Here is a 24,017-nt window from a genome sequence, read left to right as displayed (position 1 = left end):
CGCACACCATGACCGATACCGCCGCCACCTCTGCCGCTTCCTCCACCCCGCCCGCGCTGCGCCTGCCTGCCGTGGACAAGGTGCTGCTGAGCGCCGACATGCTCGCGCTGCGCGAGCGCCACGGCCTTGATGCCTGCACCCAGGCCGTGCGCGAGACACTGGCACAGATGCGGGCCGATGCGCAGCAGCGGCTGCGGTCCGGCGAGCCCGATGCAGGCGCGCCCGGCATCACTGAGGTGATCCAGGCGGCCGGCCTGCGCCTGGCGCGGCGCTTTGCACCCCGCCTGCGCACGGTCTTCAACCTCACGGGCACGGTGCTGCACACCAACCTGGGCCGCGCCCTGCTGCCGCAGGAGGCCGTGGACGCCGTGGTGGCCGCCATGACGGCGCCGGCCAACCTGGAGTACGACCTGGAGGACGGCGGCCGTGGCGACCGCGACGACCTGATCGAATCCCTGGTCTGCGAACTCACGGGCGCCGAGGCCTGCACCGTGGTCAACAACAACGCCGCCGCCGTGCTGCTGACCCTGGCCACGCTGGCGGCCGGGCGCGAGGTCATCGTCTCGCGCGGCGAGCTGGTGGAGATCGGCGGGGCCTTCCGCATCCCCGACGTGATGACGCGCGCGGGCGCCACCCTGGTCGAGGTGGGCACCACCAACCGTACCCATGCGCGCGACTACGAAGGCGCTGTCGGCGAACACACCGGCCTGCTCATGAAGGTGCATTGCAGCAACTACGCCATCACCGGCTTCACCAAGGCCGTGAGCGACGCGGAGGTGGCATCCATTGCCCATGCGCACGGCCTGCAGATGGTGGTGGACCTGGGCAGCGGCACCCTGGTCGACCTGCGCGAATGGGGCCTGCCCTACGAGGTCACGGTGCGCGAGACCATCGAGTCGGGCGCCGACATCGTCACCTTCAGTGGCGACAAGCTGCTGGGCGGTCCGCAGGCCGGCCTGATCGTGGGCCGCAAGGACCTGATCGCCCGCATCAAGAAACACCCGCTCAAGCGCGCGCTGCGCGTGAGCAAGCTCACCCTGGCCGCGCTGGAGCCCACGCTGCGCCTGTACCTGCACCCCGAAAAGCTGGCCGAGCGCCTGACCACGCTGCGCCTGTTCACGCGCCCCCAGGCCGACATGCAGGCCCGCGCGCAGGCGCTGCAGCCGCTGGTGCAGCAGGCGCTGGGCAGCCGCTATGTGGTGGAAACCGCCGAGATGAACAGTCAGATCGGCAGCGGCGCCCTGCCCGTGGAGAACCTGCCCAGCTGGGGCCTGCGCCTGCATCCGGCCGACGGTCGCCAAGCCGGCCGCCAGCTCACCCGGCTTGAAGCGGGCCTGCGCGGCCTGCCCCGCCCCGTCATCGGCCGGCTGCATGACGACGCGCTGTGGCTGGACCTGCGCTGCCTGGAGGCAGCCGACGAGCCGGCCTTCACCGAACAGCTGCCGCTGCTGCACATCGCCTGAGGACGAACGCATGATCATTGGCACCGCCGGCCACATCGACCACGGCAAGACCACCCTGGTGCGCGCGCTCACGGGCGTGGACACCGACCGCCTCAAGGAAGAGAAGGCGCGCGGCATCTCCATCGAGCTGGGCTATGCCTACACGCCGCTGCCCAATGGCGAGGTACTGGGCATCATCGACGTGCCCGGCCACGAAAAATTCGTGCACACCATGGCCGCAGGCGCCGTGGGCATAGACCACGCCCTGCTGGTGGTGGCGGCCGACGACGGCGTCATGCCGCAGACGCGCGAGCACCTGGACATCCTGCAGCTGCTGGGCGTGCGCGAAGCCACCGTGGCCCTGACCAAGGCCGACCGCGCCACGCCCGAGCGCCTGCAGCAGGTGCGTGCCGAGATCGAGTCCCTGCTGGCGCCCACGGCGCTGGCCGGCGCCCCGGTCTTTCCCACCGCCGCCGCCCAGCCCGGTGACGCGGGCGTGGCGCAGCTGCGCGAGCACCTCATGGCGCGTGCCCAGTCCATTCCCGCGCGGGCCAGCGACGGACTGTTCCGCCTGGCCGTGGACCGCAGCTTCACGCTGCCGGGCCAGGGCACCGTGGTCACAGGCACCGTGTTCGGCGGGCAGGTGAAAGTCGGCGACACGCTGGTGCACTCGGCCTCGGGCACCGAGGTGCGCGTGCGCAGCCTGCATGCCCAGAACCAGGCCAGCGAACAGGGCCTGGCCGGACAGCGCTGCGCGCTCAACCTGTCGGGCATTGCCAAGGAAGCCATCACGCGCGGCGACTGGATCGCCGACGCACGGCTGCTGCAGGCCAGCGACCGGATCGACGTGCGCCTGCAACTGCTGGCCGATGCGCCATCACTGGCCCAATGGACGCCTGTGCATGTGCACATCGGTACGGCGCGCTGCACGGCCCACGTGGCCCTGCTGCAGGACCAGCCGCTGGGTCCCGGCGAGCAGGCCATCGTCCAACTGGTGCTGGACATGCCCGTACATGCCCAACCCGGCGACCGGCTCATCGTGCGCAATGCCCAGGCCAACCGTACGATTGCGGGCGGCAGCGTCATCGACCCCTTTGCTCCCGCACGCAAGCGCCGCAGCCCCGAGCGCACGGCCTATCTGCAGGCGCTGGAATCGCTGATTGCCACCGGGGACGCCAGCGCGCTGGTGCAAGGCGCGGCGCACGGCATTGCCACGTCGCAGCTCATGCGCCTGACAGGCCGCGCATCCGTGACCACGGACAACGGCGGGCACCGGCTGCACCGACTTCCACTGGCCGAGGGCGACACGCTGTTGCTGGGTGACGCACGCTGGACGCAGCTGCGCGGCCAGGTGCTGGACAGCATGGCGCGCTTTCACGAAAAAAACCCCGACGAGCCCGGCGTGAACGCGGCACGCCTGCGCCGCATGGCACTGTCCGGCCTGGTCCATGCAGGACATGACGCGCTGTGGAAAGGCCTGCTGCAAACGCTGCTGCAGGATGGCAGCCTGGCCTCCAGCGGCGCCTGGCTGCACCTGCCCGGCCACAGCGTGCAGCTGTCGGACAGCGAAACACAGATCGCCCAGAAACTGCTGCCGGCCATCGAAGCCGGCCGCTACGACCCGCCCTGGGTGCGCGACCTGGCACGCGACAACGCCATCGGCGAGGAAACCGTGCGCCAGCTGCTGCGCAAACTCGCGCGCCAGGGACTGCTGTTTCAGGTGACCAAGGACCTGTTCTACTCCGCCGCCCGCACGGACGAACTCGCCGCCCTGGTGCGCGAACTGGCCGCCGCCACCCCCAACGGCGAAATCCAGGCCCACGCCTTTCGCGATGCCACAGGCCTGGGCCGCAAGCGCGCCATCCAGATCCTCGAATTCTTCGACCGCATCGGCTACACCCGCCGCCTGCGCGACGCCCACCTGCTGCGCCCCGATGTGCAGTGGACCACTGGCGCCACAGCAAGAATTTGAGGCAAGGGGCCGCTACAATGGCCAGCTTTGCTTCGCCACGGCGCCAGCAACCGGCGCGGCCCAGGGCGAGAGACACCGAGCAAGGGCCGCCCCGCAGCAAGGGTGTCGTCCCCCTCCCCCGCGAAGCGGGTAGAGAGGGGGAAGCGGCGTAAGCCGCTCAGGGGGAGCTTCAAGCCAGAAGGAAAGCATACGCACCCGGTGGTGCGCCCGGGCTTCAAACCCGGTCAGGGGCGTCAGCCGCTCCTGGGTAGGTTCGACTCCTGCTGCTTTCCGCCAATCCCCCGACTCTGATTCCAGCCAGGTTCCGGCTATTGCAATGGCACGACGATGGCCACGCGGCGGTTCTCCGCCGCATCGCTGGGCACCACGGGCATGGCGCGGCCCAGGCCCTTGACCTCGATATCCTGGCGCGCCAGGCCGGCTTCGGCCAGCACATCGGCCACGGCCTCTGCGCGGCGCAGCGACAGGCGCATGTTGTAGGCATCGCTGCCGCGATCGTCCGTATGGCCTTCCACGCGCAGCCGCTCTATGCCCACGCCCTTGAGCGCCCGCCCCAGTTCCAGCACCTTGGTGCGCGCCTGGGCGCCGACTTCGGCCGAGTCAAAGCCGAACAGCAGCTTGCCCGACATCTGCAGCTCCCAGCCCTGCTCCGCCTGTGCAAAGCCCTGGCTGCGCAGCACTTGCTGCTGCTGCTCGGTCAGGCCCTGCGGCGTAGGCGGCGCCTCGGGCGCCGCCTTGCAGCCCGCCAGCGCAAGGGCCAGCACAGCGGCCGCACCTGCGCCGCACATCCGGGTCCAGCTCCGTCGTTTCAACATGTCATCCTCCTGTGACTCGTTCGGCCTGGCGCATGGCCTTGGCCTGGTACATGGCCTGGTCGGCATGGCGCATCAGCGTCTCCATGCTCTGGCCATGCTTGGGAAAAAGGGCCACGCCCGCACTGACCGAAGGCTGCAGCACCACGCCTTCGCTGACCACCAAAGGCTCATGCATGGCGGCCTCTATCTTGTCCCGCACCATCTGCGCATCGCCGCCCCCGCCCACGGGATAGAGCAGGATGGCGAACTCATCGCCGCCCAGCCGCGCGACCAGATCGCTCTCGCGCACCTGCGAGCGCAGTCTTGCGCCTACGGCCTTGAGCAGCACATCGCCCACAGCATGGCCGTACGCGTCGTTGACCTGCTTGAAGCGGTCGTTGTCCAGAAACAGCACGGCCAGCTTCTGTCCGGTTTCGGCCGCGTTGTCCAGCGCCTGCTGCAGGCGCTGCTCGAAATGCAGGCGGTTGGCCAGCCCCGTGAGGCTGTCTCGCGAAGCCTGGCGCTCCAGGGCCGAATTTTGCTGCTGCAGCCGCTCGTGGCGTGTCTGCAGCTCAGCCAGCAGGGCATTGAAGTTGTCTCCCAACTCGCGCAGTTCGGCAATGCGCGCCAGCGGCACGCGCTGGTCCATGGACCGGTCATGGCGCACGGCGTGCGCCACGCGCGCCAACTGCTGCAGCGGTTCGGCAATGTCGCGCAGCATGCGGCGCGATTGGCGCAGCCCCACATAGCCGCTCACGCCGACGCACAGCACCAGCACGATGAAGCCTGCACCCAGAAAGCGGACCAGGCCCACGCCATCGCTGGACAGCTGCACGCTCCCGACCAGGCGGCCATCCTGGCGCACATCGGCCTCGGCGCGCGGCAGGCCTATGCCTATGGCCAGCAGCTCACCCACGCTGGACAGCGCCGAGCCGCCATGGCCCGACCACTGCACGAACGGGCGCTGCTCGGCATCGAAAACCTCGGCATGGGCCACGCCTTCGCCGCGCAGCAATTGGTCCAGCACGCGGGCAGCCTCGTCACGGTCACCGAAGACCAGCGATGCCTCGACCGTATAGGCCAGCGAACGTGCCACCAGATGCAGGTTGTTGGACAGGTAAAGACGCAGGGTGGCCACGCCGACGATGAGCAGCAGCGCGCCCGCCAGCGCAATGGCCACCGCCGCCATGCGCATGTGCGCGCGGCGGATCACGTTGCGCAGGGAGGCGCTGCCGGACAGGAACAACTTCATGGCAACGTCCTGTGGCGCGCAAGCTGCAGCACCTTGGGATTGACGCGCAGGCCGCTGCGTGCCACGGAGTCGAGGCTGACCTCGAAGCCCGCGCCCTCGCCACGGCGGCGCAGGCAGAACATGGCGCCGATGCGGCACAGCTCGCCCCGCTCGCTGATGGTCAGCAGCGGCCGTCCGGCCAGTTGCTCCATGAGCTTGCGCCAGGCCGCTTCATCGAGCTGGCCGGCATAGATGCCTTCGCATTCGGCCAGGATGCGCGCATCGGAAAGCACGACGCGCCGGACTTCCAGCCGCTGGCTGCCCACGGTCTGCGGGGCACCATTGAGCAGGTCATCGGCATATTCGGTGGAGCCCACCACGCACAGCCGCAGCACCGCGCTTTCCGTGGGCCAGCGCGTGTAGCCCAGGATGCCTAAGACTGTGCGTGTCACGCCCAGCTCATGCTCGTCGGCCGATGGTTCGGCATGCGCCTGCCCCACCAGCCCCACCCAACCCGTTTGCAGCGCCAGCAGGCACACGGCCACCCAGGCCCAGGCGGGCGGCAGGCCCTTGATCCTGCCACCCATGCACCACCTGCGGGATGGGAGAAGTGAGCGCTGCGAGCGCTGTGAGCGATTTATGCGAACAGCCAACCAAGGCTCCTTGAACGGGAAATCCATGCATTGCACCACGACGGCGCATCGAAGCATTTTTTCACATATCGCCCGCCTCGGAGCACCCGGAGTGTCGCGCTGGGTCATCATCCTTTCTTAGTCGCTGCGGCACATCAAGGTGCCGCGGCAGGCAGGCGGTAGTGATAGGCGTAGAGCGGATGAAAGCCCAGGCTTTCATACAGCCCGCGCGCCACCCGGTTGGGAGCCCGCACCTGCAGCTCGGCCCATTGCGCCCCCTGCGTCCGTCCCCAGTGCAGCAGGCCGCACACCAGCGCACGGCCCAGCCCCCGCCCGCGCATTGCAGGTGCGATGACGATGTCATACAGGCCCACGCAGCCGCGCTCCAGCACGGCCAGGCCGAACCCGGCCACCTCGCCCCCGACGCGCAGCGTGGCAAAGGCGGCGGGCCAGGCAATGGACTGCAGCATGTGGTGATGCGCCTGCCTGTGACGGGGCGGCACGGCGCCGGCCTCGGCAAAGCCTTGCAGCCAGGCCGCACCGGGCCGGGCATCCATGGCGAGGGTCCAGCCTTTTTCGTCCGCCGGCTGCGCCATGTCCGCCAAGGCTGCGCGCATCACGAGCGAAGGATCGGCCAGCAGGTAGCCGGCCTGCGCCAGCTGGGCATCGGCCTCGGGGCTGGCCAGGGGCGAGAGGCGGAAGACGGGCGGCAGGCCCTGGCGTTGGTAGAAGGCTTCGATCTGCGCCAGCAAGGCGCCAAGGCGGGCGCCGGGCTGATGGGCATTGGCCGAGTTGGCCCGCTTGGTATGGCCCTGCGCGGCGCGCAGCAGCCAGTCCCCGCAGAGCACGGTGCGCTGGGCTGGCCAGGCGTTGAAGCCGCGCTGCTCCACGCCGACCACCGTCTCGGGATCGCAGTCCACGGATGCGCGGTCATGAGCGAAAGACTTGGACATGCCCGCTTGTACCATGGCCGCACGCCGTGCCCGCCCATAATATGGCGCGCCGCCGCGCTGGCGGCAGGCACTCTTTTCCACTACTGCGATCGCCCCCGTTCGCCGGATTGCTCCATGACCACAGACACCTCCCAAGCTCCCCGACTCACCTCGCTGTCCCATGGCGGCGGCTGCGGCTGCAAGATCGCGCCGGGCCTGCTGGCGGAGCTGATCGGCAAGAGCGCGCTGCCCAAGCAGTTCTTCCCGGACCTGCTGGTGGGCACGGAGACCGCTGACGACGCCGCCGTCTACCGCATCAACGACGAGCAGGCCATCGTGGCGACCACGGATTTCTTCATGCCCATCGTGGACGATCCGTATGACTTCGGCCGCATCGCCGCAACGAATGCGCTGTCCGACATCTACGCCATGGGCGGCCAGCCGCTGATGGCCCTGGCCATCGTGGGCATGCCCATCAATGTGCTGCCGCACGACACCATTGCCAAGATCCTGGAAGGCGGCGAGTCGGTCTGCCGCGATGCCGGCATTCCGCTGGCCGGCGGCCACTCCATCGACTCGGTCGAGCCCATCTACGGCCTGGTGGGCATCGGCATCGTCAACCCGCGCCAGATGAAACGCAACGCCGACGCCAAGGCCGGCGATGTGCTGATCCTGGGCAAGCCGCTGGGCGTGGGCATTCTATCGGCCGCGCTCAAGAAGAACCTGCTGGACGAAGCCGGCTACCGCGCCATGGTGGAGGCAACCACCTTGCTCAACCGCCCCGGCACGGCGCTGGGCAAGATGGACGGAGTGCACGCGCTGACCGATGTGACGGGCTTCGGCCTGCTGGGCCATGGCCTGGAGCTGGCACGCGGCGCGGGCCTGACGGCGCGCATCGACAGCCGCAGCCTGCCCGTGCTGCCCACGGTGCAGGGCTTTGCCGAGCAGGGCGTCATTACGGGCGCCTCGGGCCGCAACTGGGCCTCATATGGCACGCAGGTGGTGCTGGGCGCCGGCATCACCGATGCCCAGCGCGCGCTGCTGACCGATCCGCAGACCTCGGGCGGCCTGCTCGTATCGTGCACGCCCGATGTGGCGGACCAGGTGCTTGCGCTGTTTGCCGAACAGGGCTTTGGCGATGCAGCCATCGTCGGCCGCATGGAAGCGGGCCAGGCCCGCGTCGTGGTGGATTGAGCCAGGCAACCAGTCAAGCGAAACGGGGGCCTGGGCCCCCGTTTGCATTGCATGCCGGATGCAGCCCCTTCAGGTGGGCACTGCATCACGCCGGACAGCGGATGTCACTCGCTCACGGTCTGCGTCTTGTAGGCCGGGCTGGCCTGGATGGCGCTGTCGGTGAACGGCAGCTTGAGCCACTGGCGCGCACCGTAGGCCTTGGTGTAGTCCGCATAGTGGGCCGAGGCAGGATCGTCCGACAGCGAGAAGGTCAGGAAGGTATGGGCCTCCACTCCGGCCGCCGGGAAGCTCACCACCTGCATGTAGCTGTTGCCGTGCGGCTGCCCGTCCATGCTGTAGCCGCCCTGCTCTATCTTGTTTTCCGAGCAGGTGATGGTGAAGTAGCCCACCTCGCCGCATCCGCCATACAGCGCCGTCTTCTCTCCGCCACGCTGCGAGAACAGCACGGTGCCACGCGCCGCATCCATGGCAAAGCCGCTGGCCTGCACGGCCTTCACTGCTTCGGCGAACGCCTTTTGCAGCGCCGCCTTGGCCGTGGGCTTGATGCCGCGCGGCGTGTTGACGGGGTCGGCCGCATCGAAGGGCACGGCATACAGGTCGGCCGATTTGATCTGGCTGGCCACGCGCTTCCAGAACTCGTCCCAGACATGGGAGCCCCTGGATGCCGCCGTGCCCGTGCCGTCCCAGGCCTGCAGCGCCGTGCAGGCAGCCGATACGTCCACCGTTTCACCCGCCGAGGACACGGGGCCTGGACAGACCTGGGCCAATGCCTCGTCCTTGAAACGCTCGCTGTACACACGGCTGTCCAGCACCATCTGGCGAACGATGTCGCTGGTGGCCAGCTTGCCCGGATAGCCGTCCGTGCCCGCCAGCCGCTGCAGCGCCATGGTGTGGCCCAGGCGCGTGCGCAGGCTCTGGGCAGAAGAGGTGGAGCCGAAGATGGCCGGATAGCCGGTCAGCGGTGCCGAGGCATTGGACAGCCAGTAGCTGTCATTCATGTTGCCCACGTAGTCGCCACGCAGCAGGCTGGGCATGCGTGCCGGGCCGATGGCGCCGGCCTGCACCGAATCCGCATCCGAGCCCCAGTCGCACTGGCTGCTGCCGCCGGCCAGCACCGGCACCTGGGGCAGCGCCGCGTTGATGGCCGCCGAGGCCGGCGTGGCGCAGGCCTGCAGCTGCGCGGGCGGCACGTTGGGCACGGCGCCTATGTCGGCATACCAGACCTGGGCGTTGCCGCGTCCCGCAGCGACGGTGTTGACCCAGGGAATGGCCGACTCCTCCTTCTGGATGCGGATGAACTCGTCCAGCGACTTGGCCTGGTTCCAGCGCAGCCAGTTGCGGAAGGTGCGGTAGTTGTAGGCGTTGATGTCGCGGATGGCGAACACGCTCTGCGTGGTCCAGCCCAGCGCCGGGTCCATGGCGCCCAGGTTGACCACGGGGCCGTGAACGGTCTTGTACAGCGTGCGCGTGACCTGGTCCTGCCCGCCGGAGGCATTACGCACGCTCACCGTGATCCTGCTGGCCTGCATGGCCTCGGTCTTGCCGTCGCGCACATAGCGGGTCGGATCATTGGGCGCCAGCTGGTACATGAACAGGCCGAAGCGCCGCGCCGTGGACACGGTGTGGCTCCAGGCCACGTCGTTGTTGAAGCCGATCAGCACCATCGGGATACCCAGGAAGCTGGCGCCACTGACATCGATCTCTCCGGGGATCGTGAGCTGCGATTGGTAGAAGCGGTCCGGCCCCTTCCAGTACCAGTGCGGATTGCCGAACAGCACGCTGCTGCCGCCCGTGGCCTGCTGGCCGAAGCCGTACATGTTGCTGCCTATGCCCGTGGTGCCGCCCACCTGCAATGATGGCGCCACCACCTGGCCCGGCTTGAGCGCGGCCAGCTGCGTCGCGGCCGACCGGCCCTTCGCCGGCTTGGCCGAGGCCGTTGCCGCCGCAGCCGCTGCAGGTGGCACGGCATTGGCGATCTGGGCCACGAAATTGCTGTAGCCGCCGGCAAGATTGGCCGTATACATGCGCCGCCAGATGTCCTGGGCCGTGATGGCCTGCACCCAAGGCTGGCCCGCGCAGGCCGCATTGGTCTTGGCCCCGGCCGGGGTCTCGCGCACCACGCGGTTGTAGCCTGCCACGAAGCCATCGACCAGTTGCTTGAGCTTGTCGGGCTGGGCCTGGATCATGGCGGCCACGGCGTCATCGGAGACGACATGGCGGAAGAAGAAGTCCGAATCGATGTTGCGCGGCCGGTCGATGGTGCTGTCATAGACGGCCTGGGCATCGCCGCCGAAGTGGCGCGAACGCTCCCCGCGGTAGGTCAGGAAGGAGTCGGCCATGGTGCACAGGTTGTCCTGCGCCTGGGCATAGCCCGCACCATAGCCCAGGCCCGTCCAGTCCTTGGCCTTGATGTGCGGAATGCCCATCTCCGTGCGGCGGATCTCCGCGCTGTACTTGCTGCCGGAGCCGTCTCCCGAACCGCCGCAGGCCGCCAAGGCGGCCAGGGCTATCAATGACAAGGGTTTCCATCCACTGCGAAGCGCTGGGTGCATGCTTTGTCTCCTGGTGTTATGCGTACACAAAGGCCCCGGTCTGCCACGGGGCCCGCATCAGCATAGGAGCGAGGCAAGGCACTGCCTACCCGGCAGTTTCACTAGGAAATGTCTGATGCCCGACAGTCGATGCGGACAGCCGCCCGGCTCTCCATCGGCCGGCACGGGCAGAAGACTCAGGCGGCAGATTCAGCCAGCTGGCTCAGCGCCGCTGTCATGCGCCGGTCGATCTTGCGGCTGAGCACCACCGAGGTATAGGTCTGCTGTATGCCGTCGATCAGGCCTATGCGGTCCAGCAGCGCGTCGAGCTTTTCGTTGCTCTCGCAGCGCACGAACACCATGTAGTCGTACTGGCCGCTGACGGCGGAGACCTCCTCGACCTCGGTGAAACGGTTGAGTGCCTGCATTACTGAAGTGGCCGTCTTGGGCTGCACGCGAATGCCGCAGTACGCGCGCACCGCAGACTGCTCCACGCGCGCACCCAGGCGAACGCCGTATCCGGCGATCACGCCTTCCTGCTCCAGCCGGGCAATGCGGGCCACCACCGTCGTGCGCGCCAGATTCATCTGCCGGGCCAGATGCGCGGTGGAAGCCCGCGCATTGGTCTGCAGCAGGCGCAGCAGTTGGCGGTCGGTTTCATCAAGACGGTATTCCATGCAGCTCCCTGGACGTCAACGGCAAGAGCCTATGGCGGCGGCTCGGACGTGTTCAACATTTCGGCAGAGATATCCACCAATCCGGCAATTCTATGCGCTGCAAATCGTCGCTTTCATCAACAAGATCCTCGTTTCATCCGATACCGCCGCATCTGGAATGCATCCCCATCCCGCATCGCCCAGCAGCGACGGCACATGGGCACCACCAAGCAAGAGTAATGGCTAGCAGAAACAAAAGTAACTAATTACAAATCCCCCGACATACCCCGATGCTCCGCCGCTGCATGTCACCCGGCTGGGACCTCGCATAAATACTTAGCATGCATCCCATCCTTCCTTTGGCAACGCTGCCCCGCGGGCAGGGCTGCCTGCCTGCGGCCGTACTGGCCGGGCTCGACGGAACACGGCAAACCGCTTGGGAAGGCGCAGCACGCATGATGGATCAGTACTTGCAAATACATGCATTTCCGCTAGATTGGCCCCGCAGGCGTAAATTTTGTGAACTCAAGTTACCTCACATCCGTCGGCTTCCGACGCATGGCCTGCCCGCAGTTACGCGGCTTGCCGCAGCACGCCAAAGGAGGGTTTTCCGATTTCCCGCTGCCCGCCGGACCGCTCGTTCCCCATGACAAGGGCATGCCCGGCATGCCCGACGAACGCGCGCAGTGTCCGGTGCCTCCATTCAGTCTCCACAGGGGAGACATATGTCATATCGCGCCGTATCTGGAGATCCGTGGATTTCACAAGCTGCAACGCCCTGGCGGGACAGCTTTGTGCTGGGCGGGGTGCTGTTTCTGTGCTCGGCCGTGGCGCTGGGCCTGCGCTCTCCGGGGCATCTGTCATCTCTGTGGCTGTCCAACGCCCTGCTCCTGGGCTGGATGCTGCGCAGCCCCGCCTACAGCCATAGGCATTGCTGGACGGCGGCCGCCGTGGCCATGGCGTTGGCCGAATGGTTGTCGGGCAGCCCGCTTGACCAGACCCTGTGGCTGACTTTCGCCGATCTGGCGGCCGTGGCCTGCGGCTGGGTGATGATGCGGCGCCTGCCGCTGCGGGTGCGGCAGATGCGCTCCCCCTCATCGGTGCTGCACCTGGTGATGTGCAGCCTGCTTGTGAGCGTGGTCGGCGCCGTGCTGGGCTCGGTGGGCATGCACCAGCTGATGCATTGGCCCTGGCAGCCCATGATGGCCATGTGGTTCAGCAGCGAGCTGATGCACATGACCCTGTTGCTGCCCGTTCTGTTGAGCTTTCCCGCAAGCCTGGAGCTGCTGTCCTGGCGTGGCCAGCCGTTCAGGCAGATCGTGCAGGCCCTGCTGCCGCTGTTGGCCCTGGTGATCTCCGAGGCCATTGCCATCTACCTAGGCGGGCCGGGCGCGCTGTCCCTGAGCATGCCGGCCATGCTGCTGTGTGCCATGCGCTACCGGCTGTTCGTGGTCGCCCTGCTCAACCTCGCCAGCTGTGCCATCAAGCTGGCCACATTTTCAGATGTACTGCTCACCTCGCCCAGTTCCGAACTGGAGACCACGTTCTCGTTCCGCCTGGGCCTGGCCATGCTGTCCATAGGCCCGCTGGCCGTGGCCTGCACGCTCATGGCCTTCAAGGACATGCTCAGCAAACTGCGCCATGCAGTGAACCACGATGCGCTGACCGGCCTGCTGGCACGCACCAGCTTTCTGGAGCGCGCTCAGCGCACGCTGGAGCGCCTGCAGCGCGAGCACCAGTCGGGCGCCATGCTGATGCTGGACCTGGATCACTTCAAGCACACCAACGACCGCCACGGCCATGCCGCTGGCGACCGGGTGCTGCAGGAAGTCTCGGCCCGCCTGTCGCAGGCGCTGCGCCCGCATGAACTCATAGGCCGCCTGGGCGGCGAGGAATTCGCCGTGCTGCTGCCTGGCGCCGACTGCGCCACGGCCAGCGCCGTGGCCCAGCGGCTGTGCGAAGCCACGCGCGAAATCCGCATCGAGACAAGCGATGGCGCAACCATCTGCCCCACGCTGAGCATTGGCATCGCCTGCACGAACATGGCCCAGCCTCCGCTGGGTTTGAGCGCCTTGCTGCGCACGGCCGACACGGCGCTGTACCAGGCCAAGGCCAGCGGCCGGGACCGGTATTTCGTGGCTGGCGAGCGGCCGGACGAGGCCGGTACACCGGCCTTTGCCTGCGAGCATTCCGGGGGCGCCAAGGCGGCCTGACACCAGGCGCCGCCTCGGCGTTTTGCCCGCGCTCAGCGCAGGCGGCGGGCGCCGTTTCCTTCGTCGAGCTTGAAGCCCGCCACGGCCTGGGCCAGCTGCACGGCCTGTTGCTGCAGCGATTGCGCAGCCGCCGTGACCTCTTCCACCAGGGCGGCGTTCTGCTGCGTGACCTGGTCCATCTGTCCAATGGCGCTACCCACCTCGGCAATGCCACGGCTTTGCTCCTGGCTGGCGTTGCTGATCTCGGCCACCAGCGTGCTGAGCTTGCGCACGCCGTCCACGGCCTGGTCGATGGTGGTGCCCGCATTGCGCACCAGCCGGCTGCCCGTGTCGATCTGGCCCACGGAATCGTCGATCAGCGCCTTGATCTCCCGCGCCGCCGTGGCGCTGCGCTGGGCCAGCGTGCGCACCTCGCTGGCGACCACCGCAAAGCCACGGCCCTGCTCGCCGGCACGGGCCGCTTCGACGGCAGCATTGAGCGCGAGGATGTTGGTCTGGAAGGCGATGGAGTCGATCACGCCGATGATGCTTTCGATCTTGCGTGCCGACGCCTCGATGCCACCCATGGTCTGCACCACCTGGCCCACGGCCTCACCGCCCTGCGTGGCGATCTGCGAGGCGCTGGTGGCCAGCTCGCTGGCCTGGCGGGCATTGGCCGCGTTTTGCTGCACGGTTGCCGTGATCTGCTCCATGGCGGCTGCCGTCTGCTCCAGCGAGCTGGCCTGCTGCTCGGTGCGTGACGACAGGTCCTGGTTGCCGCCCGCGATCTCGGCCGACGCCATGCGCACCGATTCCGACGATTCGCGAATGCGCAGCAGCACCGTGGCGATCTTGTCCACGAACTGATTGAAGGACTGGCCGATCTGCGCCAGTTCGTCCCGGCCTGCCGCCGTGAGGCGGCGGGTCAGATCGCCCTCGCCGGAAGCAATGTCCTGCAAGGCATCGCGCGCCACGGCCAGGCGCATGAGCATCCGGCGCAGCACCACGGTCAACAGCACGGCCGTACCCAGCACGGAAAGCGCGGTGATGAAGGCGGCCACCTGCAGCAGCGCGCTTACGGAATGCGTGGCCTGTGCGCGGTCGATCACCACGGCCAGCGTCCAGGGCGTGCCCTCCACCTTGGCGGCATAGACCATCTGCGGCTCTCCATCGAGCACCAGGTCGGCACGTCCGCCCTGCTCGGCCAGGCGCTTGATCAGGGCCGCATCGAGCTCCGGTGCAATCGCCGAAGCGGGCTTGAGCGCCAGCTCGGGCCTGGCGTAGGCCAGCAGACGGCCTTCGCCGTCCATCAGAAAGGCGAAGCTCTTTTCCTGGGGGCGTATGGCCGCCACTTTCCTGGACATGGCCGCCAGCCGCACATCGGTGCCGACGACGGCCGTGATCGCGCCCGAGGCCCCGACCGGATCGACAAAGCTGATCGTCAGCTCACCCGTGCTGGCATCCACGTAGGCCGGCGTGACGCCCGGACGGCCTTCCCGCACGGCCTGCTTGAACCAGTCGCGCTGGGTGCCGTCGTAGTTCTCCGGCATGGGATGGGTGAACACGGCACGCTTGTCCGCATGCACGAAGTAGGCGTCATCGAAGCCGCCGGCCTGCTGGCCTGCCAGCAGGAAAGGAATCGGGTCCGGCTGTTGCACCGCCGTTTTCAGCGAGCCGGTGATGCGCTGCTTGTCCTGGACCCAGTCGGTCAATGCGGCTGCATGGGCCTGCGTGAGCTGGCCGATGTTTTCGTCGATGCCGGACAGCGTGCTGCCGCGCGCCGTCCAGAAGGTGGCCATGGACAGCGCGAACAGCGCGGCCACTGTGATTGCCACGCAGATGAGGATCAGGCGGGCACGAAGTGTTTGAAACATGATGCGTAGTAAAGGCAAAAACGAGGGCTGTGGATGCCCACCGAGCCTATCCGAGACACACCGGCCGCCAGAGCTCAAAGAGTGCGTACTTGCCCTTGCAATTGCACGCTTCCTGGCTGCAGGTGATCCGCTGCACCACCCCTTAGAGCAAGCAGCGCTTTGCTTGCAACGCCACCGGGGCCTGAGTCGTCAGGTTTTTGCAAGTTATCGTCACATCCTGGACGGATGCATGCTATAGTGTCAATTTGTAACACAGACATTTCCCGCCCTGCAGGCGGGATCTTTTTGTCGCAAACGCCAGGGCCTTGCAACAGGGTCCTGCCGTTTGCGCCGCGCACCCTGTGTTTTTCCCTCCCTCATATTTTTGGGGTGCACCATGCGGCCTTTTCTTGCCCTTCCTGGACTGCCATGGATCCATGAAGGCCCCTGACCAGCATCGGCAGGGAGCAGGATACAAAATGTTTCATCTTGATGCAAAGATGCCGATAAGCAGGCAGACCTGTCATTCAAGGGGAGAGAAACATGAAGCGATGCATCATCAAAGTGGCCGGCGCCTGCTACACGGCCCTGTTTCCCAGCACCTGCGCAGCGGTGGCAGATGCGATGACCCGGTTTCCATACGCCACAAAAATCAGCGTCAGACTCGCCTAGACTCAGGCAACATGGGAACCTGTTCTCAAACAGGCTCTCTGACAATACGCCTGTCGTCATCCGGGTGTTGCGCGGCAGTGTAGGCTCACTTTGCCAAAAGCTCTCCCGGATTCCTTTATATTGGCAGATCAACATTCATTGATATACATGACCACAGACTACAAGACACTGCTGCAGCAGAAAGCCCAGCTCGAAGCCCAGATCGCCGAAGTGCTCAAGACCGAAAAGTCCGGAGCCATTGCCCAGGTGCGCACCATCATCGACCAATACGGATTGACCGAGGCCGATGTCTTTCCCTCGTCCAAAGCCAAGACTGGCGCTGGTTTCCGCGTGGTCGGCGTTCCCAAGTACCGCGATCCCGCCACCGGTGCGACCTGGACCGGCCGCGGCAAGCAGCCCCGCTGGATTGAAGGCAAGGACCGCACTCCCTTCGCCATATGAGATGCGGCCTGCCACGCCCTCCGGCAGCCACTAAGCTGCGACAGAGCCCGCCAAGTGCGGGTTTTTTGTTGCCAGAAGTAAGGGGTTAACCTTATTGCCCAGAAGTTACAAATTCTTCAATGTAGTGCTGATGTGTGAGCCGAAAGGTGCCTGCATGTTTCGGTACCCAAGCAATCACAACAAGGGAAACAGCAGGTATCGCACAGGGAACTGTCCTACACCTGCACTCTCCAAAATCATGATGCCCACGTCATTGCAGCACCCGCAAGCCATGGGCATCCGGTCACGCAACGGCCAGGCCCCAACGGCCACTGGAGCAATCCGCCACCACCACGAACCATTTTCCAGCCGAGCCAGGGAGACTATCTCCTCCCTCCCCTCTCACTGACTTACCCTGGCAGGCCCGCAAGGGCCACGGCTTTTCTCTGCAACAGGACCGCCCACGGCGGTCCTTTTTTTTCTGCACGCGCTATCGCAGGGCTGGCACAGCGTTGCCAACCTTGAACACGGCCACCATGCCCGACAGGCGCTGCGCCTGGTCGCTCAGTGCGGCCGCTGCCGCTGCGGACTCCTCCACCAGGGCAGCGTTTTGCTGCGTCATCTGGTCCAGATGGCTGACGGCCTGGTTGACCTGGCCAATGCCGTCGCGCTGCTCGGTGGAAGACGCCGTGATCTCGCCAATCATGTCCGAGACCTTGCGCACGCTGCCCACGATGTCATCCATCACCTGGCCGGCCTGGGCGACCTGGGCAGAGCCTTCCTGCGCGGCATCGACCGAGGTGCTGATCAGCCCCTTGATCTCCTTGGCGGCCTCTGCGCTGCGATGGGCCAGGGCCCGCACTTCGCCAGCCACGACAGCGAAGCCACGGCCCTGCTCACCCGCGCGGGCCGCTTCCACGGCGGCATTGAGCGCGAGGATGTTGGTCTGGAAAGCAATGGAGTCGATCACGCCGATGATGTCGGAGATGCGGCGTGCGCTGTCGCTGATGCGGTCCATGCTGGCCACCACATGGCCCACCACGGCGCCCCCGCGCTCGGCCGCCTGGGCGGCGCTGCCGGCCAGGTGATTGGCCTGGCGCGCGGTGTCGGCGGCCTGGCCCACGGTCGCGGTCAGTTGCTCCATGCTGGCGGCCGTTTCCTCCAGGTTCGACGCCGTCTGCTCGGTGCGCGAAGACAGGTTGTGATTCCCGGCGGCAATCTCGGTGGATGCAGTGGAGATCGAGTGCACGCTGTCACGCACCTCCGTCACCAAGCCACGCAGCCGTGCCGCCATGCCCGAGACCGAGCGCAGCAGATGACCGAATTCGTCCTTGCGGCTGTCCTCGGCCGACACGGTAAGGTCGCCCTGCGCAATGGCATCGGTCAGTTGCACGGCTCGCTCCAGCGGACGCGTGATGGCACGCGTCAGCACGAAGGCCAGCGCCAGTCCGGCCAGGAGCACCACGCCCTGGACAATCCAGGCCAGCACACTGGCCTGTTGGCGCGCGGCCTGGGCCTGCTCCATGGCCGCATCGCGCTGGCTGCGCTGCAGCTGCACGAAGACTTCCAGCGAGTCCACATAGCGGCCGATGGCACCCAGGTACTGTTGCTGGACGAACTCGCGGAACGCCGCGGCATCGCCCGTCAACTTGATCTCGCGGGCCCGCTTGTTCAGCGCCAGCACCTCGGCACGGATGCTGGCGATGCGCTCCAGCGCAGCCTTGTCGGCCTCGCTGGCACCCTTGACGATCTCGGCCTGCAGCTTGGTGATCAGGCCAGAGCCCTCCTTGACCCGGCCGTCGAGCAGGCGCGTCAATTCCTCATCGGTGGAGGCATTGCTGGCCAGCACCCGCTCGCCCGTGGTTTCCGTTGCGCCCTTCCATTGAATGGCCAGACCGATGCGGTTCTCATATTCGGACAGCGTCTGCATGCCCTGGTCCATGGCGCGGGCCGCCGCAAACTGTGCCCACAGCGATACCGCAAGCATCATCGCCAACAAGCCGCCCAGCGTGCCCCAAAGCTTGGCGGACACGCTCCATTGATCAAATTTCATTCGTAGAACTCTCGTCGGAAAAACTGAACAGAGGAAAGGTGAAACAACAGGCCACGCGCACTAGCGCTGGCCGTCTTCCGGTGAAAAGCCCCGCCATATCGACATGGCCCATCAATCCGGAAAAGATGACTTGCTTTTTCGTCAGAAATACCGGGAACTTGAGGCTGCGCGCGGGCAGACCCGATATCACCCGCTGTGCACAACGCGGAACAGTGCATATGCAGTGGCAAGCGCCGGTGACATCGGATGCAAAATGCAATGACGCTTGCGGCTGCCGCGCCATTGAATGCCTGGGCTTGGAAGCTGCCAGCCGCCGTCTTTCGCACCTGCAAGTGCATAACACGCTGTGGATGTGTCACTCGATACCGATCGCCTCTATGTACTGATTGCGCCGCTGAGCATTTTGCTGCTCAGTTGCACGCTGGCCGTGTGCTGGCTGGTGCAGCGTCGCCAGCGCTATCTGCTGTGGATCGCCGGCGGCTATGCCCTGGTTTCCCTGGCGCTTGCATGGCAGAGCATTGCCCCCCGCGAACAACTCCACCATTGGGCCGTGTACACAGGCGCCATGTACCTGTTTGGCACCTGGTGCTTTGCGCGCTGCATGGCGGGGCGTTACGGGGTCTCGGCCCATCCCGTGCTGGGTTTGCTCATAGGTGCGGTGGTTCTGGCCGCGCTGTACTACTACAGCCGGATCCAGGTCGATCTGTGGGTACGCGTGCATTGGCTCAACACAGGCCTGGGCCTGCTGCAGTTGCTGCCGGCGCCCGCCATGCTGCGGCGCCGGCCACCGCAGGGTTGGCTGGAGAGAATGCTCTACTGGTCCTACGTGGTGTTTGCCGGCTACACCGCCGCCCGGCCGCTGCTGGTGCTGGCCCTGGGCAGCACCGACCTCAATGAGATTGCTCGCTCCACCTACTGGCTGGTGACTCTGGTCAGCACGCTGTCGTTTGCTCTGCTGTTCACCCTGATGCTGCTGGCCTGCACGGTGCGCGATGTCTTCACCGCGCTGCGCCAGGAGCGCAACCACGACTCGCTGACCAACCTGCTCAACCGTCGCGCCTTCCAGGAGGCCGCCGAGCTGCGCCTGGCCGATTCGCACATGGCGCCGGTTTCCGTGCTGATCGGCGACATAGACCACTTCAAGCGCATCAACGACAGCTGGGGCCATGACTGTGGCGACCGCGTTCTGCAGGCCGTGGCCAGGACCTTGCAGCAGCATGTGCGCAGCGACGATCTGGTCTCACGCTTTGGCGGCGAGGAATTCGTGCTGCTGCTGATGCGCACCACGCCCGAGGAGGCCGAGCGCGTGGCCGAGCGCATACGCGCTCAGCTCAGCGCGGACGGCTATGTGCTGGCAGCCGGCCAGCGGATCACCATCAGCTTCGGCATCGCCCCCGTGGCCGCCAACACCGCCCTGACCGATGCGCTGACGCGCGCCGACGCCCTGCTCTACTCCGCCAAGCAGGCAGGCCGTGACCGTGTGCACGTGGCCGCGGACCCCGGCCGCAAGCTGCCCCAGACCGCCTGACAAAGGAAGCAAGGAACGCCTTGCTCGGGCTTGCGCCCGTCAAAACTCGCTGAAAAGAAAAGCCCGCCAGGCAGTGGCGGGCTTGTTCGTCATCAAGGCAGCGTGGGCGCCTTACTTTTTCGCATCCTTCAGGGCTTCCTTCACATCGCCCAGCTTTTTCTGAGCCGTGCCTTCGACCTGCTTGGCAATGCCCTTGGCCTGCTGTTCGGGGCTGTCGATCAACTCGCCAGCCTTTTGCTGCACCTTGCCTGCGGCATCCTTGAGCGTGCCCTTGATCTGATCCGTGTTCATAGCTGCGTCCTTTGCTGCAAGAGCTTCTAAAAAAGGGATGGATCCTTGCAGACCCGACGCAACGATAAGCGCGCCCCGCAAGGACAGGCGCCAGCGCTCGGCAACGATGAGCGTGGTCTCAGGCCTACAGCCTCATCTCTTCCCCGGAGCGCGGCCTGCCGCCATGCCTGTTTCGGAGCGCAGGCGTTTCAGTGCCTCGTCCACCACCGCTTCCTTGTGCGCCTCGAACAGGCCTGCCGCAGCGTCCTTGTGCTCTTGCAGCAACTGGCACAGGCGCGAAATTTCCTCTCTCAATCCCGCCGCACCCTGCTCGACCCCGGCCTGGTCGGCATCGCCGGCCTCGTCCAATTCGAAGCTGCGCCGTATGCGCGCAACGATTTCTGCATTCATGGAACGGTGGCCGGCCTTTGCCGCTTCCGAGATGCGATCACGCATGCCATCCGGAAAACGGACGATGAAGCGCTCCTGGGTTTCGCTGGGAAAGGGTTTGCGTTGCATTGCGCGATGGTACCTGCCGGATGCAAATTCAGATTCATGCCTAGTTGACATGATTCCAAGTTGGCATAAAACTCGAAACGACCTGCCCGGGGGCTGTGCAAGCCCACATCCACGCCCTCGAACCACCAGCCCTGAATCCAGGACACATTGCGCAAGGACAGAACCATGCCGGACACAGACATGCCAGCCTCCGTGCATCCTGCGCAGGCCGTCGCCAGCCCGCCCGACCCGGAGACCCTGGCAACAGACGCGCTATGCCACATCAGCGCAGCGCTGAGCGTGCTGGAAATGCATGTGGAAAGATCCAGCCGCGCCATGGTGATCGGTGTCCGCGACCTGCTGCGCGGCTATCACCTCAAGGCGGACCGCGCCGCTGCCGAGCAGCCGGTGGAGGCCCTGGCCAGCAGCGTGCTGCCACAGATGTCCGCCGACCTTCAGGGCCTGCTGGAAATCATTGACCGCGTGAACGACGACGAGACGGACGACCCCATCCTCTATGCCGTGAGCTACCTGCTCAGGGCGGCCAAGAGATTCTCGGATGCGGCGCCGCAGGCCTAGCAGCCTACGCATCGCCGCTTTCCATCACTCCTCGTTGGTCCACTCCACCCGAGCGCCCAGGCTGCGCAGGTTCTCCACGAAGTGCGGATGCGCCCGGCGGATCGGCGTGGCGTTGCGGATCTCCGAGCGGCCCTCGATGCTGCTGGCGACCATGAACAGCGCAATCGCCACGCGGATGATGTAGGGGCTCTCCACCACGGCCGGCGTCAGCGGATTGCCGCCGAAGGTGACCACACGATGCGGGTCCGAAGAAAACACATGGGCGCCGAACTTGGACAGCTCGCCCGTCCAGCCCAGCGCGCCGTCGTAGATCTTGTTCCAGAACAGCGCATTGCCCTGCGCATGCACGCCCAGCGCAATGAAGATGGGCAGCAGATCCACCGGAAAGTACGGCCAGGGAGCGGCTTCCACCTTGGTAAGCACATTGCTGGTGAACGGCGTCTGCACCTTCAGCGGCCCCGAGCGCAGCGCGCGTGACCAGCCGTTCTTGTGCTCCACCTGCACGCCAAACTTGGCGAAGGTGCGGTCGATCAGCGGAAAGTTGTCCGGCGTGCTGTTGCGCACCTCCACATCGCCGCCCGTGATCGCGCCCAGCGCGAGAAAGGTGGTGATCTCGTGGAAGTCTTCCTCGAAGGTGAACTCGCCGCCGCTCAGCGGCGCGCCGCCACGCACCGTCAGCCGCGAGGTGCCGATGCCGTCGATGTCGGCGCCCATCATCACCATGAAGCGGCAGAACTCCTGCACATGCGGCTCGCAGGCCGCATTGGTCAGCATGGACTCGCCCTGCGCGGCCACGGCGCACAGCACGAAATTCTCTGTCGCCGTGACGGAGGCGTAGTCCAGCCAGTGGCGCACGGCCTTGAGCGGCTGTGCGCTGTGGATCAGCAGCGAGCCGCTGGCGCGCTCCACCTCACCTCCGAAGGAGCGGAAGATGTCCACGTGCGGATCGATCTCGCGCACGCCCAGCGTGCAGCCCTTGACGTTGTCCTCCAGCCGCGCCACGCCAAAGCGCGCCAGCAGCGGCGGCACCAGCATGATGGAGGAGCGCATCTCCTCCGGCAGACGATGCGACGATGCATCAAAGCGCGTATCGCGATGATGCAACTGCAGCGTGCGTGTGGTTTCGTCCAGCTGCACCTCGCTGCCCAGCGTGCGGAAGATGTCCAGGATCTTGCGCACATCGGTGATGTCCGGCACGCCATGCAGCCGCAGCGGCTGATCGGTCAATAGCGTGGCGCACAGGATCGGCAACACGGCATTCTTGTTGGCGGAAGGAACGACGCGGCCGCGCAAGGGCGTGCCGCCGTGGACGATGAGATTGGACATGGGGGTGCAGCGCAAGCAGCGAAAGGACAACGCGTGATTCTAGGGTTGCCAAGCCCCCCGGCGGACCTGCATCGGCTGCGCGCACCCGCTGTTTCAACAGGTTTCTTCTCTGGATCGCCAACCCGACAACAAAGCGTCAGGCTCTGCCCTGGAGTTCGTGCCCGTAGACGATGAAGCCACGATGCTCGGCCACCTGGTCATACAGCGCACGGCCCGCTTCGTTGGAAGACTGCGTCTGCCAGTAGACACGGCGCGCTCCCGCCAGGGATGCCTGCTCGTAGACCGCGCGGATGAGCGACTTGCCTATGCCTTGCTTGCGCCGGCGTGCATCGGCAAACAGATCCTGCAAATAGCACACGGGCTCCAGCCGCGTCGTGCTGCGGTGGAACAGGTAGTGCGCCAGGCCCACCAGCTCACCCTCGCTCTCTGCCACCAACGCAAACACCGGCTCCAGCGGATTGAGAAAGCGCTCCCAGGTCGCCTGCGTGATGTCATCGGGCAGCGCCGTCTCGCCAGCGCGCCCGTAAAAGGCGTTGTAGCCCTGCCAAAGAGGAAGCCATTGCTGATGGTCCGCCTGTGCAACGGGCCGGATCTGAAGCGTGGGAACGGAGGACATGGAACTCCTGGCAAATGAGATAGGGATCCCGAATTCTAGGGACTGCCAGCCGCCGCAAAGCCGTTGCCGACGCGCTGCTCACACCTGTGAAGACCTGCGGACAGGCCGCACAGCGCGTGCGCAAAACACATACGCAGCGTACAGACCCGGCCTACATGCGGCCACAAACTTGACCCGCACGGAAACGCCGCGAAACCAATTGAAATAGATCCCGTCAGAGGCCGCGCTCCCCAAAGGCTTCCGAAATCACATGACGGAGATACAAGATGCATCGAGTCGTTCCCACAGAAAGCTTCAACCCGGACCCGGATGCCCGCTACCACCGCAGCCTGCTGGAAGCCTTTCCCGTGCGCGGCGGCCAGCAGCTGTTGCTGCTGCGCATGGAGCCAAGGCCTCTGCTGGAACGCCTTTCAATGCTTGGGCTGCGCATTCTGAACCGCATCCGCAATTGAACTGGCAAGAACCACCAAACACTCCCGAGAGCTGCACGATGCGCCACCTCTTCCTCGTATTCCTGTGGTCTGCAATCTGCGCCATCTCCTTTGCGGTGGCGATGCTGGCCAGCCCCATGTTCAGCCACGCCATCTGACAGCGGTGCCCTCTGCACCCGCATGCGCGCAGGCCCA

The 24,017-nt window shown here is 66.1% G+C and carries 20 protein-coding genes and 1 tRNA gene; 9 read left to right on the top strand and 12 right to left on the bottom strand.

All coding sequences use genetic code 11. The features are described 5' to 3' along the window. Nucleotides 1-8: 8 nt before the first annotated feature. From selA to ACF8ML_RS21905, 3 genes are all read left to right on the top strand, one after another. On the top strand, nucleotides 9-1,463 hold the full coding sequence (gene selA / locus ACF8ML_RS21915) for an L-seryl-tRNA(Sec) selenium transferase (protein WP_392407961.1): 1,455 nt from the start codon (nucleotides 9-11) through the stop codon (nucleotides 1,461-1,463). A gap of 10 nt (nucleotides 1,464-1,473) precedes the next feature. Continuing rightward, complete coding sequence (selB, locus tag ACF8ML_RS21910) at nucleotides 1,474-3,414, top strand: selenocysteine-specific translation elongation factor (protein ID WP_392407960.1); 1,941 nt, start codon at nucleotides 1,474-1,476, stop codon at nucleotides 3,412-3,414. Nucleotides 3,415-3,594: 180 nt separating this feature from the next. Beyond that, nucleotides 3,595-3,690: transfer RNA gene (locus tag ACF8ML_RS21905), tRNA-Sec, on the top strand. 32 nt (nucleotides 3,691-3,722) lie between these two features. Here the strand turns inward: ACF8ML_RS21905 and ACF8ML_RS21900 are convergent. The 4 genes from ACF8ML_RS21900 to ACF8ML_RS21885 form a co-directional block, all read right to left on the bottom strand. Next, nucleotides 3,723-4,229 carry an OmpA family protein gene (locus tag ACF8ML_RS21900; RefSeq protein WP_016446849.1) on the bottom strand — a complete coding sequence of 169 codons (507 nt, stop codon included), beginning with the start codon at nucleotides 4,227-4,229 and terminating at the stop codon, nucleotides 3,723-3,725. 1 nt (nucleotide 4,230) lies between these two features. Continuing rightward, nucleotides 4,231-5,460, bottom strand: coding sequence for a diguanylate cyclase domain-containing protein (locus ACF8ML_RS21895; RefSeq protein ID WP_016446848.1), 1,230 nt, complete (start codon nucleotides 5,458-5,460; stop codon nucleotides 4,231-4,233). After that, nucleotides 5,457-6,026, bottom strand: a complete 570-nt coding sequence (locus tag ACF8ML_RS21890) for a YfiR family protein (RefSeq protein WP_016446847.1) — start codon at nucleotides 6,024-6,026, stop codon at nucleotides 5,457-5,459. Before ACF8ML_RS21890 ends, ACF8ML_RS21895 begins: the two co-directional genes overlap by 4 nt. Nucleotides 6,027-6,226: 200 nt before the next feature. After that, entirely contained in the window at nucleotides 6,227-7,039 is an 813-nt protein-coding gene (locus ACF8ML_RS21885; RefSeq protein WP_047218171.1) for an N-acetyltransferase, read from the bottom strand. A 99-nt stretch (nucleotides 7,040-7,138) separates the two neighbouring features. On the opposite strand from ACF8ML_RS21885, the gene selD reads away from it, so the two are divergent. After that, nucleotides 7,139-8,197 (top strand): selenide, water dikinase SelD, encoded by a 1,059-nt coding sequence (gene selD / locus ACF8ML_RS21880; RefSeq protein WP_016446845.1) that lies wholly within the window; start codon nucleotides 7,139-7,141, stop codon nucleotides 8,195-8,197. A gap of 104 nt (nucleotides 8,198-8,301) precedes the next feature. Here the strand turns inward: selD and ACF8ML_RS21875 are convergent, their stop codons facing one another. Together ACF8ML_RS21875 and ACF8ML_RS21870 are read right to left on the bottom strand one after the other, a co-directional pair. Further along, complete coding sequence (locus ACF8ML_RS21875) at nucleotides 8,302-10,749, bottom strand: penicillin acylase family protein (RefSeq protein ID WP_047327721.1); 2,448 nt, start codon at nucleotides 10,747-10,749, stop codon at nucleotides 8,302-8,304. A 176-nt stretch (nucleotides 10,750-10,925) separates the two neighbouring features. After that, nucleotides 10,926-11,405 (bottom strand): Lrp/AsnC family transcriptional regulator, encoded by a 480-nt coding sequence (locus ACF8ML_RS21870; protein WP_016446843.1) that lies wholly within the window; start codon nucleotides 11,403-11,405, stop codon nucleotides 10,926-10,928. Nucleotides 11,406-12,109: 704 nt separating this feature from the next. On the opposite strand from ACF8ML_RS21870, the gene ACF8ML_RS21865 reads away from it, so the two are divergent. Next, a complete protein-coding gene (locus ACF8ML_RS21865; protein ID WP_047327720.1) occupies nucleotides 12,110-13,597 on the top strand; it encodes a diguanylate cyclase in 1,488 nt (495 codons plus the stop codon). A gap of 32 nt (nucleotides 13,598-13,629) precedes the next feature. On the opposite strand, the gene ACF8ML_RS21860 is transcribed toward ACF8ML_RS21865, so the two are convergent. Then, nucleotides 13,630-15,450, bottom strand: coding sequence for a methyl-accepting chemotaxis protein (locus tag ACF8ML_RS21860; RefSeq protein ID WP_016454855.1), 1,821 nt, complete (start codon nucleotides 15,448-15,450; stop codon nucleotides 13,630-13,632). Between the two features lie 798 nt (nucleotides 15,451-16,248). Here ACF8ML_RS21860 and ACF8ML_RS21855 point away from each other — a divergent pair. Then, nucleotides 16,249-16,542 (top strand): H-NS family nucleoid-associated regulatory protein, encoded by a 294-nt coding sequence (locus tag ACF8ML_RS21855; protein WP_016446839.1) that lies wholly within the window; start codon nucleotides 16,249-16,251, stop codon nucleotides 16,540-16,542. Between the two features lie 469 nt (nucleotides 16,543-17,011). Here ACF8ML_RS21855 and ACF8ML_RS21850 read toward each other — a convergent pair whose 3' ends face one another. Continuing rightward, complete coding sequence (locus ACF8ML_RS21850) at nucleotides 17,012-18,574, bottom strand: methyl-accepting chemotaxis protein (RefSeq protein ID WP_016446838.1); 1,563 nt, start codon at nucleotides 18,572-18,574, stop codon at nucleotides 17,012-17,014. A 352-nt stretch (nucleotides 18,575-18,926) separates the two neighbouring features. Here ACF8ML_RS21850 and ACF8ML_RS21845 point away from each other — a divergent pair, with 352 nt between their 5' ends. Continuing rightward, nucleotides 18,927-20,102: a diguanylate cyclase gene (locus ACF8ML_RS21845; protein ID WP_235434668.1), complete on the top strand. Its 1,176-nt coding sequence runs from the start codon at nucleotides 18,927-18,929 to the stop codon at nucleotides 20,100-20,102. A gap of 111 nt (nucleotides 20,103-20,213) precedes the next feature. Here ACF8ML_RS21845 and ACF8ML_RS21840 read toward each other — a convergent pair whose 3' ends face one another. Both ACF8ML_RS21840 and ACF8ML_RS21835 read right to left on the bottom strand, forming a co-directional pair. Beyond that, nucleotides 20,214-20,393, bottom strand: coding sequence for a CsbD family protein (locus ACF8ML_RS21840; RefSeq protein WP_016446836.1), 180 nt, complete (start codon nucleotides 20,391-20,393; stop codon nucleotides 20,214-20,216). 132 nt (nucleotides 20,394-20,525) lie between these two features. Next, nucleotides 20,526-20,891 carry an Arc family DNA-binding protein gene (locus ACF8ML_RS21835; protein WP_016446835.1) on the bottom strand — a complete coding sequence of 122 codons (366 nt, stop codon included), beginning with the start codon at nucleotides 20,889-20,891 and terminating at the stop codon, nucleotides 20,526-20,528. 165 nt (nucleotides 20,892-21,056) lie between these two features. Here ACF8ML_RS21835 and ACF8ML_RS21830 point away from each other — a divergent pair, with 165 nt between their 5' ends. Further along, nucleotides 21,057-21,449 carry a hypothetical protein gene (locus ACF8ML_RS21830; RefSeq protein WP_016446834.1) on the top strand — a complete coding sequence of 131 codons (393 nt, stop codon included), beginning with the start codon at nucleotides 21,057-21,059 and terminating at the stop codon, nucleotides 21,447-21,449. Nucleotides 21,450-21,473: 24 nt separating this feature from the next. On the opposite strand, the gene ACF8ML_RS21825 is transcribed toward ACF8ML_RS21830, so the two are convergent. Both ACF8ML_RS21825 and ACF8ML_RS21820 read right to left on the bottom strand, forming a co-directional pair. Continuing rightward, the gene (locus ACF8ML_RS21825; RefSeq protein WP_016454857.1) at nucleotides 21,474-22,775 is read right to left on the bottom strand and encodes a UDP-N-acetylglucosamine 1-carboxyvinyltransferase; all 1,302 of its coding nucleotides are present in this window, start codon (nucleotides 22,773-22,775) and stop codon (nucleotides 21,474-21,476) included. 136 nt (nucleotides 22,776-22,911) lie between these two features. Next, entirely contained in the window at nucleotides 22,912-23,391 is a 480-nt protein-coding gene (locus tag ACF8ML_RS21820; RefSeq protein ID WP_016454858.1) for a GNAT family N-acetyltransferase, read from the bottom strand. Between the two features lie 266 nt (nucleotides 23,392-23,657). Here ACF8ML_RS21820 and ACF8ML_RS21815 point away from each other — a divergent pair, with 266 nt between their 5' ends. Further along, a complete protein-coding gene (locus ACF8ML_RS21815) occupies nucleotides 23,658-23,843 on the top strand; it encodes a hypothetical protein (protein ID WP_017405224.1) in 186 nt (61 codons plus the stop codon). Nucleotides 23,844-24,017: the final 174 nt, after the last annotated feature.

The sequence above is a fragment of the Delftia sp. WSY_10 genome (assembly GCF_043104705.1).
Taxonomy (GTDB): domain Bacteria; phylum Pseudomonadota; class Gammaproteobacteria; order Burkholderiales; family Burkholderiaceae_C; genus Comamonas; species Comamonas tsuruhatensis.
This window is presented reverse-complemented; position numbering and strand designations above follow the sequence as displayed.

Coding starts and splice junctions, on each gene's coding strand:
- selA (WP_392407961.1), top strand. CDS start 9: ATGACCGATACCGCCGCCACCTCTGCCGCTTCCTCCACCCCGCCCGCG.
- selB (WP_392407960.1), top strand. CDS start 1,474: ATGATCATTGGCACCGCCGGCCACATCGACCACGGCAAGACCACCCTG.
- ACF8ML_RS21900 (WP_016446849.1), bottom strand. CDS start 4,229: ATGTTGAAACGACGGAGCTGGACCCGGATGTGCGGCGCAGGTGCGGCC.
- ACF8ML_RS21895 (WP_016446848.1), bottom strand. CDS start 5,460: ATGAAGTTGTTCCTGTCCGGCAGCGCCTCCCTGCGCAACGTGATCCGC.
- ACF8ML_RS21890 (WP_016446847.1), bottom strand. CDS start 6,026: ATGGGTGGCAGGATCAAGGGCCTGCCGCCCGCCTGGGCCTGGGTGGCC.
- ACF8ML_RS21885 (WP_047218171.1), bottom strand. CDS start 7,039: ATGGTACAAGCGGGCATGTCCAAGTCTTTCGCTCATGACCGCGCATCC.
- selD (WP_016446845.1), top strand. CDS start 7,139: ATGACCACAGACACCTCCCAAGCTCCCCGACTCACCTCGCTGTCCCAT.
- ACF8ML_RS21875 (WP_047327721.1), bottom strand. CDS start 10,749: ATGCACCCAGCGCTTCGCAGTGGATGGAAACCCTTGTCATTGATAGCC.
- ACF8ML_RS21870 (WP_016446843.1), bottom strand. CDS start 11,405: ATGGAATACCGTCTTGATGAAACCGACCGCCAACTGCTGCGCCTGCTG.
- ACF8ML_RS21865 (WP_047327720.1), top strand. CDS start 12,110: ATGTCATATCGCGCCGTATCTGGAGATCCGTGGATTTCACAAGCTGCA.
- ACF8ML_RS21860 (WP_016454855.1), bottom strand. CDS start 15,450: ATGTTTCAAACACTTCGTGCCCGCCTGATCCTCATCTGCGTGGCAATC.
- ACF8ML_RS21855 (WP_016446839.1), top strand. CDS start 16,249: ATGACCACAGACTACAAGACACTGCTGCAGCAGAAAGCCCAGCTCGAA.
- ACF8ML_RS21850 (WP_016446838.1), bottom strand. CDS start 18,574: ATGAAATTTGATCAATGGAGCGTGTCCGCCAAGCTTTGGGGCACGCTG.
- ACF8ML_RS21840 (WP_016446836.1), bottom strand. CDS start 20,393: ATGAACACGGATCAGATCAAGGGCACGCTCAAGGATGCCGCAGGCAAG.
- ACF8ML_RS21835 (WP_016446835.1), bottom strand. CDS start 20,891: ATGCAACGCAAACCCTTTCCCAGCGAAACCCAGGAGCGCTTCATCGTC.
- ACF8ML_RS21830 (WP_016446834.1), top strand. CDS start 21,057: ATGCCGGACACAGACATGCCAGCCTCCGTGCATCCTGCGCAGGCCGTC.
- ACF8ML_RS21825 (WP_016454857.1), bottom strand. CDS start 22,775: ATGTCCAATCTCATCGTCCACGGCGGCACGCCCTTGCGCGGCCGCGTC.
- ACF8ML_RS21820 (WP_016454858.1), bottom strand. CDS start 23,391: ATGTCCTCCGTTCCCACGCTTCAGATCCGGCCCGTTGCACAGGCGGAC.
- ACF8ML_RS21815 (WP_017405224.1), top strand. CDS start 23,658: ATGCATCGAGTCGTTCCCACAGAAAGCTTCAACCCGGACCCGGATGCC.